The sequence below is a fragment of the bacterium genome (assembly GCA_035529855.1).
Lineage (GTDB): Bacteria > RBG-13-66-14 > B26-G2 > WVWN01 > WVWN01 > WVWN01.
In genome coordinates this window covers 50,069-63,464 of the sequence record DATKVX010000056.1, presented here as the reverse complement: position 1 = coordinate 63,464, position 13,396 = coordinate 50,069, and the positions used below count along the sequence as shown (strand labels likewise).

The 13,396-nt window shown below is 66.4% G+C and carries 6 protein-coding genes and 1 tRNA gene; 6 read left to right on the top strand and 1 reads right to left on the bottom strand.

The features are described from left to right. The first annotated feature begins 151 nt into the window (after nucleotides 1-151). From VMX79_06440 to VMX79_06425, 4 genes are read left to right on the top strand one after another with little or no spacing between them, the layout of a single operon-like run. Nucleotides 152-2,146 (top strand): carbohydrate-binding domain-containing protein, encoded by a 1,995-nt coding sequence (locus VMX79_06440; GenBank protein HUV86732.1) that lies wholly within the window; start codon nucleotides 152-154, stop codon nucleotides 2,144-2,146. 3 nt (nucleotides 2,147-2,149) lie between these two features. Next, complete coding sequence (polA, locus tag VMX79_06435) at nucleotides 2,150-4,774, top strand: DNA polymerase I (GenBank protein HUV86731.1); 2,625 nt, start codon at nucleotides 2,150-2,152, stop codon at nucleotides 4,772-4,774. Between the two features lie 23 nt (nucleotides 4,775-4,797). Further along, nucleotides 4,798-5,007 carry a hypothetical protein gene (locus VMX79_06430; protein HUV86730.1) on the top strand — a complete coding sequence of 70 codons (210 nt, stop codon included), beginning with the start codon at nucleotides 4,798-4,800 and terminating at the stop codon, nucleotides 5,005-5,007. 55 nt (nucleotides 5,008-5,062) lie between these two features. Continuing rightward, a complete protein-coding gene (locus VMX79_06425; GenBank protein HUV86729.1) occupies nucleotides 5,063-5,965 on the top strand; it encodes a hypothetical protein in 903 nt (300 codons plus the stop codon). A 48-nt stretch (nucleotides 5,966-6,013) separates the two neighbouring features. Here the strand turns inward: VMX79_06425 and VMX79_06420 are convergent. Continuing rightward, a tRNA-Leu gene (locus VMX79_06420) sits at nucleotides 6,014-6,100 on the bottom strand. 213 nt (nucleotides 6,101-6,313) lie between these two features. Here VMX79_06420 and VMX79_06415 point away from each other — a divergent pair. Next, the gene (locus VMX79_06415) at nucleotides 6,314-7,411 is read left to right on the top strand and encodes a HEAT repeat domain-containing protein (GenBank protein HUV86728.1); all 1,098 of its coding nucleotides are present in this window, start codon (nucleotides 6,314-6,316) and stop codon (nucleotides 7,409-7,411) included. 100 nt (nucleotides 7,412-7,511) lie between these two features. Next, nucleotides 7,512-13,385 carry an MG2 domain-containing protein gene (locus tag VMX79_06410; protein HUV86727.1) on the top strand — a complete coding sequence of 1,958 codons (5,874 nt, stop codon included), beginning with the start codon at nucleotides 7,512-7,514 and terminating at the stop codon, nucleotides 13,383-13,385. Nucleotides 13,386-13,396 lie beyond the last annotated feature (11 nt).

The window sequence follows — 13,396 nt, the reverse complement described above, 5'->3', positions numbered from 1 at the left end:
CGGCGCCGGCCCCTTTTTTATGTGTCGGTTAACGTTGATGTGTTGTATAGTAACGTCTTAATTCTCGGCGTGAGGTTCGGTTGGGCGCCGGGGCGGCTTTTGGGGCCGCGCTTCGGTCAGGTGGCTATTTTAAAGGTCAGGAGGAAGCTTCGTGGGAGAAGGAGAACGGGGGCAACCGCTAGCGGTGCGGGACCGTTGGCTGGCGGCCTTTATAGCCGTAGGCTTGGTCGTATTATATTACGCTTTCAGGACGCATTATCAACACTGCGACGCCATTAAGACGGCGACGAGCATAGACGCGCCGGAAATAGGGATTTTTTTACACCAGAATCACCTCGCATTTACTCCCCTAATTTGGCTTCTCCTGAAAGGCTTACGCCCCCTCGGCTACGGCGGGTCGCCGCTTGCCTTGGCCGCGGCGGTATCGTCGATTTTCACGGGCGCCGCTGCGGCCGGGTTCTTCCTCTTGCTGCGGCGAGTCGGCGTGACGTTGCGGGCGTCTTTACTCGCGTTGGGCGCCGCGACGTTTTCGGCGGCGTGGTGGTTCTACGCCGGGGGCGCGGAACAGCGGTCGGCAATACCTTTTTTCATCGTGGGGGCGTTGCTGCTATTGGCGGCGCCGGCGCGCCGATGGTACTCGGCGGCGGCGGTTGCGGTTTGGCTTTCGGTAGGAGCGTGGTTTCACATTTCGATAACGCTTTTCTTCCCCGTCGCCGCCATATTGCTGGCCCAAAACAAGGAAGGGCGATGGTTGCGTTTATCGATTTTGGGCGCGATTTACGCCGTCTTGGCCTTCCTGCCGTACGTGCTCATCTTTCGGTTATTTTATCGAGGTACCCATGGCGGGTCGTTTTATAAGTGGATAACTTTCCTCCATTGGTGGGGAGGGTGGGGCCGTTTCGATTGGAGTAGGTTTTGGGACGGTGCGTTGCGACTCTTCGCGGCCGCGGTCGCGCCGGGGGACCGTTTAAATTGCTTATTGACCGGCATTAGCTGGGCCGAATTCGTACCGCGACTTGGGCCGGGCGCCGTGTTTTTGGCGGCGGTGATAGCCGTCGTCGCCGTAAAAGGGAAGCGTTTGTGGCGGGAAAAGAGGTGGTGGCTCGCCGCGGGGATAACCTGGTTCCTCGTTTACCATATCTTTTTTTCGTGGTGGGCGCCCCAGAACGCGGAATGGTGGGTCGCCACGATAATGCCGTTGTGGATACTATTCGGTTTAGCGGCGCCGACGCGTCTCGCCTTCGTCCTCCCGGCCGCCGCCGTAATAGCGTGCGTGGCCGCCGTTAATTTCACTCGTTTAATACTACCTACCAGCCGCCCCGGCCGGGACCCGGCCGAGCGGGCGGCCTGCGTAATCGCGACCGCCACGCAGCCGGGCGACGTCATTTTAATTTCGCGTATGCGCACGGCGATCTGGCTCGACAACCAGACGAAACGCACCCGCATAGTTGGGGGGTCGGGCGGCCGTAGCGAACTCAAAGAGGTCAAAGAGTTTATTAACGACGTCACCCGCCCCTCGCCGAAAGTCAAGGGGGGGCGCGGCGACGCCTTCCTCACGGATTACGAGTTGGATAACGCGGACCTGGGCCCGGGGGTCGATGGGAATAAAATGCGGGCGTCGCTATTTCGTATAATACGCAACGCCGAGCCGGTGGCGTTGGTGCCGTTCAACGGATGGCCGAGGGTCCTGTACCGTTGTCGCGGGGCGGCCAAGCTTAAACCGTTGAGGATTTACGAAGCGGAGCGCGGGACGCAGAAAAAAGAATTCAGGGTCCTCCGCGACGCCGGTAATGTAAAACGGTTCAACGTCAAGGTGCCGAAGGAGGGCCGGTACGTGGTCTGCGTGCAGGCGCGCGGTACGTTCGCGGGGGGCGAGTGGCCGGCGGCATGGGTGGCCGTAGACGGGAAGGCGCTCTCGACGTTCGTAGTTACGAGCGATTATTGGTGGTTTTACGAGACGAGGGCCGCACTCGACGCCGGCGAGCACGAGATTAAGATTACCCTGCGCAACGGCATGCTTGACCGCGCCACCGGCGAAAAGCGTTTCTTATATCTTAACCGGCTCGCGGTGTATCGCGACCCGGGCGAAGAGCGCGGGGCGGGGAAGCTCGCCGAGGAACGGAGGCCGCCGTTCCCCCTTGACTAATCGATGGGTTTCCCCTATCCTCCCAACATGAAAAAACGTCGTCGCCTTCTCGTAGTAGACACGATGAACCTGGTGTTTCGTGCTTACTACGCGCTTATCGGCCGCCCTTTGCGGACGACCGACGGCCGCAACACCTCCGCCGTATACGGCTTCGCGCGGATGTTGCTCAAGGCGTTGGCCGATTACCAGCCCACCCACGTCGCCGTCGCGCTGGAGGGCGGCGGCCCCTCCTTCCGCGAGGAAATTTACCCGGAGTACAAGGCTACGCGCAAGGCGCCGCCCGACGACCTCGTCGCGCAGCTCGAGCCCGTCAAGGAGTTCGCCCGCCTTTTGGGCCTGGCGGTCGTCGAGAAGGAGGGGATGGAGGCCGACGACGTGGCCGCGACGCTCGCCCGCGGCGGCGCCGGCCGCTTCGACGACGTGCTCATACTCTCGGGCGATAAAGACCTAATGACGCTGGTGGGCGGCGGCGTGAAGTTGCTCGCGCCCAAGACCGGCGTCTCCGACGTCGAGGAACTGGACGCCGCGGCGGTGGAGGCCAAGATGGGGGTCCCGCCCGCGGCGGTGCCGGACCTCCTGGCGCTGGAGGGCGACAGCGTCGACAACGTCCCCGGCGTCCCCGGCATCGGCGAGAAGACCGCCCGGGCGCTGCTCGAGCAATACGGCTCGCTCGAGGCGGTGTTCGAACACGTCGACGAGGTAGAGCCCAAGCGCGCGCGGACGGCGCTCGAGAAAGGCCGCGCGTCGGCCGAGCTTTCGCGTACGCTGGTCGCGCTCAGGGACGACCTCGCGCTGGGCCTGGACGCCGCCGCGCTCGAGCCCCGGGGCCGCGACGAGAAAGCGCTGCGCTCCTTTTTGAAGGAATATGAGCTCAAGACGCTGGCGGAGGAGCTGGACGTCGGCGCGGAGCCGGCGGACGAGCTGAAGCCGGACCTGGTCTCGGCCGAGGAGCTCGCGCCCACGGCGCCGGAGGCGTCGGACGAATGGCTCGGCCTGGAGGCCGTCATCCGGGGGGGCGAGTTTGCGGGGGCGGCGGTGGCGGCGGGGCGCGAGCGCGTAACGTTGCTCGACGGCTCGCCGGCCGAGGTCGCACGCAAGCTCGGAAAAATTTATCAGGAATCCGAGCTGCCGCTGGCGGGGCACGACACCAAGCGGCTGGTTCACCTGTTGGGGCCGGCCGTCAAGTTCGACGGCGACACCATGCTCGCCGCGTACCTCCTCAACCCCGAGCGCGTAAACTACCGGCTGGCGGACCTGGCGTACGAGTACCTCAAGGTCCACCTCCCCGCGGAGGAGGCGGAGGGGGAGCTGGCGTTCGGCGAGGGCGCGGCCGAGGATGCCGCGGCTCGAGCGCAGGCCGTGGCCCGGCTGGCCGAGTTGACGGCGCGCCTCGTCGAGCAGCAGGATATGGGCGAGCTCTACCGCGACCTGGAGGTCCCGCTGGCGCCGGTGCTGGCCGCCCTCGAGGAACGCGGCGTCAAGATAGACCGGCCCCACTTCGCCAAACTGGCGCGCAAATTCGAGAAGCACTTGAAGAAGGCCGAGGGCGAGCTGTACGAGCTGGCCGGCGGCGAGTTCAACCCCAACTCCCCTATACAACTTCGTGAAATACTATTCGACAAGCTGGGCCTGAAGCCCAAGCGCAAGACCAAGACCGGCTACTCCACCGCCGCCGACGTCCTGGAGTCGTTGGCCGAGGAACACCCGCTCCCGGCCAAGATATTGGCGTACCGCGAGCTGGCGAAGCTCAAGAACACGTACGTCGACGTCCTGCCGACGCTGGCGGACAAGGACGGCCGCGTACACACGACGTTCAACCAGGCCGTGACCGCCACCGGCCGCCTGAGCTCGAGCGACCCCAACCTCCAGAACATCCCCGTCAGGACGGACCTTGGCGCCGAGATCCGCAAGGGCTTCATCCCCGGCGACGGCCTGGTCTTCCTGTCGGCGGATTACGCCCAGGTGGAACTCCGCATCCTGGCGCACGTCGCCGACGACCCGGGCCTGCAGCACGCCTTCGCCGAGGGCAAGGACATCCACGCCGCGACGGCCGCGGAGCTGTTCGACGTCCCGTTCGACGGCGTGAACCGCGAGCAGCGAACGCTCGCGAAGGCCATCAACTTCGGCCTGGCGTACAAGATGGGGCCGCGCCGCCTCGCCCGGGAGACGGGCCTCTCGGTCAAGGAGGCCGAGGCGTACATCGAGAAGTATTTTACGCGCTACCCCGGCGTCCGCCGCTTCATCGACGAGGAGATCGAGCGCGCGCACCGGGAAGGCTACGTCCACACCGTTTTGGGCCGCCGGCGCTACTTGCCCGATATCGCGTCGGAGGACAACCGCGCCCGGGCCGCGGCCGAACGCGTCGCCGTGAACATGCCCATCCAGGGGTCCGCGGCGGACATCCTCAAGCTCGCGATGGTGGCGCTCGCGCGCCGCCTGCGGGGCGAGCCGCTGCAGGCGTGGATGCTGTTGACCATCCACGACGAGCTGCTGTTCGAGGCGTCGCCCGGCGACGTCGCCGCGCTGGAGGAATTGGTCAAAGAGGAGATGGTCGGCGTTTTAAACCTTAAGGTTCCGCTCGAGGTACACGTCGGCGTGGGCAATAATTGGCTCGAGGCCCACGGTTAAGCTTATCGTCAGGAGGCTTGGAATTGCGGTTATCAGTTCCGTTAGTCATTGTGGCGGCGGCCGCGCTGGCGGCGGCCGGCGGTTGCGCGAAGAGTGCGGAAGAGGTTATAGTTGTAACCGAGTGCGACTGCGACGAACCCTGCCCCGACTGCGTTTGCGAGAAAGAGGGTAAGGCCGGCGGCGCCCCCGGCACGGCCGAAACCGCGGCCTGCGCCGAGGAAAGCGGACCCTAAGCGGCAGGGTAAAACGGGGGGCGGTCTAGAAGCCGCCCTTAAGGAGGAGAGCGACATGCGGAAGGCAATCTTTATCACGACGGCGCTGGCGGCGGCCGCGCTGATGGTCGCGGGTTGCGGCAAGAAGGCCGCGGAAGGGCCTTCGCCCGACGAGCTCAAGAGCGAAGTCGCCGGCGTTACGGGCGAGCTGAACGCTTACATGAGCGAACACAGCTTCGCGAATACCGACGCCGGCGAGTTGGCGGTCGAGCTCAAGAAGCTGGCCGGCAAGTACGGCGAGCTCGAGAAGCGCGCCCAGGGTATGAAGACTCAGGGCGGCGACGAGCGGTACGGCGACGTCGGCGGCCTGGCGGGGGAAGGCCGGGCCAAGGCCGCGGCGCTGGCCGGGGCGGTCGCCGGCGGCCCGCCTATGGGCGACGTCGCGAAGATGGCGGCGCTGAACGACGCCGTCGAGAGCTGGGCGGCTTACAGCGATGAGGTGGGAGCGCCGCCGGGTGTGGGCGAACCGGCCCCGCCGCCGGGTGTGGGAGAACCCGCGCCGCCGGGTGTGGGTGAACCGGCTCCGGCTCCCGCGCCGGGCGAACCTAAGGAACCGGGCGAGCCAGGCGAACCGGGGGGCGAGCCGCGTTACCCGGGTAAAGGCCACCATTACGGCTGGTGGAAGAACCCGGAGTGGGCGCGCGACCGCGGTACGCGGCCGTTGCCGGAGGGCGACGTACCCGGCACGGGCGAGATGGAACGGAAGCGCGAGCGCGAGCGTAAGCGCGATGCCACCGGAACCGGCCCGGAACGCGAGCGTAAGCGCGACCGCGAACACGTCAGGCCCGGCGGCGGTAAAGGCGCGGGCCCGGGCGCGGGCGCGGCGCCTGGAGGGGCCGGCGGCGCGGGTAAAGGCGCCGGCGGCGGCAAAGGCAAAGGGAAGGGGGCCGACAAGGGCGGCGCCGCCGGCGGCCAATAGCGGTAGCCGGTAAAAAAGAAAAGGAGCCGCAAAGGCTCCTTTTTTATATGCCGAGGGCGGGGCTCGAACCCGCACGGCCCGTATGGGGCCAGCGGATTTTAAGTCCGCTGCGTCTGCCAGTTCCGCCACCTCGGCTCGAGGCCGCATAGTTTAACCGCTTAGCGGGAGGTTGTCAAGGGCGGGGGTTGGGCGTCGTCGCGCTCTATATAAGGATATTTTATTGCCCGGCTAAACCCGCGCGGCGGTACCGTAGTCAAAACCTTGGATTGCGCTGGATTTGCGGCCCGAACGGGGTTATATTACGCCTCGTACGAGCCACGTCGCAATAATTCAACGCCGGAGGCCACCGTGAAACGCTTTATTCTCCTTACTATTATCTTACTTCCGTTCGTGACGGCCGCCGCCGCGCCGCAAGGCGACGCCGAGGAAGAAGCCGCTCGCATCATGCAATCGACGGCCGAGACTTTTCGCGGCATGTTCACGGCGATGGACGAGCAAACCCTCCGCCCCTTCGCCGGGATGTCGGCCGGCGGCGAATTCGAGGAGATGGAAGTCCTCGGGCGCCTCGCCCGGAGCGAGCAAGGCCGGGAGGTCGTCGGCGCCTTGTGTCGCCGGGCCATGGAGGGCGACGATCCCTACCTCAAGCTCGTCGCGTTTAACTTCCTCTCGGATACCGAGGAGCCGGAAGAGGCCGCCGCTTACCTGCCGGCCCTCTACGAAAGCATCTCCGACGACGACGTATATGCGCTGGCGACCGTCGCCGGCGCGGCGTTTTACCAGGCGCCGGAAGAGAGGCCGTCCCCCGGCGTCGGCGAGCTGTACGACCGCCTCGGCCGGGATTTGCAAAGCGAGGATAAAGCGGCCCGCCTCAAGGCGGCGAAGTTCCTGGCGTTGAGCATGGTACCGTCGGAGCGCGCGCGGGCCCTGGTCGCGCTCGGGATGCAGAGCCCGGACGCGGACGTTCGCCGCCTATGCGTGATGAACCTCGCCTACGCTTACGACGGCCTCGCCGAGTCGCCGGCCGACTACGACGCGGTCGAGGCGGCGCTCCGCGACGTGGACGCCTCGGTGCGGGGCTTCGCCGCGCGGCGCCTCGGCACCACCGGCGACGCCGATTTCGTCCCGGCCTTGCTCGCGCTGTTGGACGACAAGGAAGTATCGGTACGGCGGGCCGCGGCCGGCTCCATATCCTCGCTTCTCTCGTACGCGCCGACCGCCGACAAAGATGTATCGAAGAAGTTGCTGAAGAGGCTCAAGGCCGAGGGCGACGGCGTGACGCGCTGCCGCCTGGCCGAGGCCTACGGCGCCGCCTCCGTTGATAAGGAAGGTTGGGCGAAAAGCCTCACCGACGACGGCTACTGGGCCTTCTTCACCGGCCAATGGCGCGAGAAGGACTTCGACGGTTATTATATTGAATCCGAAAGCGGGGGCTGGGGCGGCGGTTGAGGGCCGCCGCCGGTTGAGGAACAGCCGGTAGAATAACGTAAATATATCGACGCACGCCGGGGCCACGCGGCCCGAGGCACACATCTCGAGGAGACCCCTTATGAGGCTCTTGACAAACGTTCTCGCCCTAACGTTGGTCGTCGCCGCGGCCGCCGCCGCCGTCGCCAACGGCCACACCTCCGACGCGCCGCCGCCCGTTGGGCCCGACTACAAGGATAATCCGCCGGCGAGCGCCGACGCGGCCCTCGCCGACGCCCGGACGTATTTCGACGAGGCGTCGTATGCGTGGGCGCTGGCCGCGGCCGAGGAGCTCGCCAAACGTTGGCCCGACGGCCCGGCTCGAGACGAGGGCGACCTGGTCGCGCTGCGCTGCTACCTCCAGCTCGAAATGTGGCCCCAGGCCGACGAGGGCTTTGCCGCGTACTTCAAGCGCCATGAGAAATCGGTCTGGGCCGCCGACGCCGCGGACCTGCTGGTAGACGCGTACTCGGAGACGAGCCACGTCTACGACAGCTGGGGCTGGCAGTCGTACCTCGGCGAGAAGTACGACTTCTACGTCTACGGCGACGAGGACGACCGCGCCAAATTCGACAAGCTGCGGCGCCGCGCGTTGAAGCAGGCCAAGAGTGTGTACCAGGGCCTTATTAAAAACGCCGCCGGCGACGAGCGGGCTTACCTCGCCGACCGGCTGGTCGTGAACTACCTGATTATGTACCCGTACTTCGACTGGGACCGCGACGACTCGAGCCGCAGTTACGGCCGGCGCGCGCCTTACCTGAAAGACGTAAGCCGGCTCGAGATGAGCGACGACATGCGCTCGGTCCTGGCCGTCGAGGAGGCGCTACTCGAGCTCGCGTATTTGCCGGCCGACGACGACGCTTGGGAGGCGGCGAACCTGGCCCCCGACGAATACGACCGCTGGCTGCAGGAGCGGCGCTTCGCCGCGGGCCGCGCGAAGTTGGAGGAGATAGCGGCCTCGTACGGCGACGCGCCCGGGGCGCTGCTGGCGCGGGCGGCGCTCGCCCACTACGACGTCACGTTCCTCGACGACCCCGCCGCGGCGGCCACGGCCTTTGACGAGCTCGCCGATTCGCTCGAAAACGAAATTTACGCCGAGCTGAACCGCCGGTACGCGCGGCACCTGCGCGCGCCGGCGCTGGCGCTATTGCACGTCGACGCCGACCCGGCGAAGACGCCGCCGGTGTCGCTCGAGCTGGCTTGCCGTATAATCCCGGAGGTCGAGCTGACGGTTTACGACGTCGACCCGGCGAAGTACCTCGAGCTGCAACGCGACCTCACGGCGGTCGAGTCGGTGGCGGAGACTACCGCCGAGGCCGAAGGGCAGGGCGTGGCCCGCGTCGAGGAATACCGGCCGCTCCCGACGGCGCAGCTGCCGGGGGTCAAAGGCGAAGTCGCGAGGTGGACCGTCGCGACCGGCTGCGCGGAGGACGACTACCACGTCAAAAAAGTGGTCGCGACGCGCGACGACCTCGCGCCGGGCCTGTACGTGGCGGAGGCGCGCGCGGGGGACGAGCTCTCGCGGGCGATGTTCTTGTTGACGGGGGCCGCGGCCTTAACGGCCACCGACGACGAGGAGCTCTTCCTCCAACTCGTCGACGCGCAAACCGGCGCGCCGGCGGCCCTCGGCGACATTTGGGCCTACAATATCTATTACAAACCGGGCGAACGCGGTTACAACGAAGAAGTCGTGGACGCGCTCGACGTTGACGCGGCGCCCCGCGGCGACGGCGTTTTAATAGACCTGACCAAATTCCAGAAGGGCAGCACCGCGTTCTTCGTTCTGGAGTCGGCGCTCGGCCCCGCCGTCTACCGGTGCAACACCGCCTGGCAACCGCGCGACCGCGATGGCATAACGGGAACGGTCATTACGGACCGGCCGCTCTACCGCCCCGGCGACAAGGTATCCTTCAAGGGCATCGTGCGCCGGGTGGATTACATAGAGAAGGTCCTGGCGCCGGTGGCGGGCCGCGACGTAGAGGTCGTTCTATCCTCGCCCGACGGCGAGGAGGTCTGGAAGGAAAAGGCCGTCACGGACGAGTTTGGCACCGTCGCCGGCGAGGTCGAGCTCCCGGCGGGGGTCCGGCTGGGACTCCAGACGATATACGTAAAGTGGGAGGAGGAGGATAAGGAATATTCCGTATCCGGCACCTTCGACCTCGAGGAGTACGAGAAGCCGGAGTACGAGGTGGTCGGCACGACGGCCAAAGACCGGTACTTCTCCGGCGAGAAGGTGGAGCTCGACGTCGTCGGCGCGTACTACTTCGGCGCGCCCATGGCCGGCGCCGCACTGTCGTACGAAGTATATCGCAGCGGCTACACGCCCAAAGATTACGAGTACGATAAGCTTGTCAAGAAGGGCGAAGGCGTGCTGGACGCCGAAGGTAAATTCCGGCTGGCCTTCGATACCGCCTGGGCCAAGCGGTACGACAATTACTTCACGATACACCTCAAGGTGACGGACGTGAGCGAGCGCGTCGTCGAGGAGACGGCCTATGCGAACACGTTCAAGACGGACCGCTTCGTCAGCGTCTCCACCGACAAATACGACTACCGCGCCGGCGAGACGGTGAAGGTGGACCTGTGGACCGACGACTGGTACGACAATCCGGTCTCGAGCGAGGTCGCGGTCGCGGCGTACGAGTACCTGTGGGACAGCGAGCGCGGGTACTACCGCGGCGACGTACTCTACGAGACGCGAGCCGTCACCGACGCCGACGGCCAGGGCGTCACCGAGTTCGAGCTAGTCGAGCCGCCGGACGAGGTGGAAGTCGTCGCCCGGGTGAAGGGGATGAACGGCGCCGAGTACGAGACCTCCGCCACCGTCGAGTTCGTGGCGGGGCCGGTGGAGACGACGGTACGCAAGCCGGAGATTGGCATAACCGTCAGCGAAAATTACCCCACGCTGGGCGACGAGGTCGAGGTCTCGCTGGAGTCGCGCTTCGACGACGCGGAGTGTTTGATAACGATTTACTCGGGAAGGGTCGTAGGCGTCCGGCACGTCAAGTTGTCCAAGGCGGAGCTGGGCTCGAGCGCGACGTTCACGCTGGCGGTGGACGACGCCATGGTACCCTCCTGCAGCCTTTATGCCGCGGTGATACGGGACGGCTCGTCGTGGACCGACAACGAGTCGCTGTACGTGACCAACGCCAACGTCCGGATGGAGGTGGAGGTGGAGGCCGGCTGCGGCGTCTACCGGCCGCGCGAGGAGGCGACGGTGACGGTTACGTGCGCCGACCCCGCCGGCCTACCGCTGGCCGCGGACGTATCGCTGGCCGCGGTGGACGCGTCGCTGCTGGCGCTGCGGCCCGACCGGACGTACGCCGTGCCTTCCGCGTTCGAGGGCGCGCTGGGCCGCTACGGCTACCTGCAGCAGGACGACTCGCTCGCTTACCGCGGCTTCGTAGGCCGCGCCGTCTTCTGGTTCCCCTACTATCCGTATTATTACGGCGCGTACGGGACGTACTTCGTTCCGGAAGACGTCGAACGTTGGGGCCCGGCCGCGGGGATGCTCGAGCGCCTTTACCTCCCGGCTTTCGTCGACTCGAACCTCGACGCGTACTTCAGCGTCGCCGACGTGGACCTGCTCGGGCGCGAGGCGGCGTACTACCGGGCGCGGGGCGACCGCGGCATCGGCCTCGTCGACTCGCTATCGGGAATCACGTACCGGGGCGGCGGCATGGGTGCCGGCGGCGGTTACGGCATAGGCGGCTCGGCAGAGGGAGAGGCTGAGATGTCGTTGGCCGAGCCCAAAGCGGCGCCGCCCGAGGCCGGCAAATTGAAGCGGGCGGAGGCCGACGACAAGGAGAAGGCCGGCGAGTTCGCCGAGGCCGAGGTCCGCAAGGAGTTCGCCGATACCGCGGTGTGGCTGCCGCACGTCCGCACCTCCGACGCGGGGGACGGGGAAGCTTCGTTCAAGCTCCCCGACAACCTGACCGAATGGCGGCTGATGGCGCTCGCGCTCGACCGCGGCCAGCGCTTCGGCTGGGGCTGGAGCTCGTTCGAGGTCAACAAGTTCGTCATCGCCCGGTTGAAGGCGCCGCGCTACTTCGTCGCCGGCGACGTCGCGCGCTTGACGGCCATAGGCCACAATTATTTAAAAGAGGCCAAGGAGTTGAAGCTGTCCGTCGAGGAGGAGGGGCTCGTGGGCGTACGGGGCGAGGCGTCGACGACGGAAGACGTTCCGCCCGACGGCAAGGCGGTCCTCTACCGGTGGGTGGAGGCGCCGACGGCGGGCGAGGCCCGTCTCACGACGTCGGCCCTGACCGACGTGGAGTCCGACGCCGCGGCGCTCACGCTGCCGATATATCCCCACGGCACGCAGATCCGCCAGGCGTTCGGCGGCCGGCTGCGCAAGGAGGTATCGCACGAGCTCACGGTCGCCGAGGGTATGGTCCCGGACACCTTCGCCGGCGAGCTGTACGTCACGCCGTCGCTGGCGGCGACGCTGAGCCACGGCCTCGACTTCTTTGAAAAATACCCGTACGACTGCGTCGAGCAGACGCTCAATCGCTTCCGGATGAACGCGCTGTTGGCCGCGGCCGCGGCGGACCTGGGCCTCGAGCAGTCCAAACTGGCCGAGGGATTGACGGAGGCCGTCGACGAAGGGTTGGCGCGGCTGGCCGAGCAGCAGACCTCGGAAGGCGGCTGGCCGTGGTGGAAGGGCGGCCGCGAATCGCCGTATATGACGGCCTACGCCGTCGACGGCCTCGGCACGCTGCGCGGCAACCCGTTCCTATCCGAGAACGCGGCCGCCAGGGTGGACAAGATGTACGTTGCGGGGGAGAAGTACCTCGCCGGCTACGTCGAGGATTGGCGCAACAACCGCGACCGCTATCCGGCGGCGCTCTCGCTCTATATTTGCGACGTCGCGTTGCGGACGGGCATGTTGAAGGCGGACGACGACGCCGCGGCCGAGGTGGCCGACTACTACTTCGAGTACCGCTCGCCGCACAGCCACATGAGCCTCGCGCTGCTGGCCTCGGTCCTGCACCAACTGGGCGACGAGCAGCGCCTGGCGGTGGTCCTCAGGAATTTGGACAACGGCGCCAAATTGGGGCGCGACAACACGCTCCACTGGGGCGAGGAACCGGAGAACTGCTGGCGGTGGTGGGACGACGGCGTCGAGACGACGGCCAAAGTCCTCGACGTCAAGCTGGCGTACCAGGCCGACGGCCCGCAGCTCCCGTACGTCGTGGACTGGCTCGTCGACCAGCGGCGCGGCGCTTCCTGGAAATCCACCAAGGACTCCGCCGCGGCGACCACCGCGCTCATACGCTACATCCTGGCGCGGCCCGAGTTGGCGGCGCCCATCGTCGTGGCGTACCGCGCCGGCAAGGCCGAGGGCGGCATGGAGCTCGAGCCCACCGCCTACGAGGCGCCGGGCGAGGCCGTAACGTTCACGCCGGACGAGTTCACCGCCGGCGGGAACGAGATGAGCTTGACGCGTACGTCGGGCGAGGGGCCGGTGTTCTACACGATGGCGGTGGAGTACTACGCCGAGGGGAAGGACCTCCCCGCGGTCCAGGGCTCCGTAACGCTCGAGCGGGAGTTCTACATCATTAAAAAGGAGTTCAAGCGCGGCAAGTTCAAGGAGAAGCGGCTGCCGCTGAACAGGGCGCTGCAGTTGGGCGAGGAGCTCGAGGTGGAGCTGAAGATAAACTCGCCGTACGACTTCGACTACGTCGTGTTGGAGGACCCCAAGGCCGCGGGCCTCATCTTCCTCGAGACGCGTTCCGGCTACAACTGGCCGCTGGACGCGTACGTCGAGCTGTGGAACAAGCAGCGCAACGTCTTCTTCGAGCGGCTGCGCGCCGGCGAGACGGTGGTCACCTATCGCCTCCGCGCCGAGGTGCCGGGCGAGTACGCGGCGCTGCCGGCTCGCATCTACGGCATGTACAGCCCCGATATTGGCTCGAACACGGCTTCGGGCCGGCTCGAGGTTGCGGATAAATAACTCGCGTATAA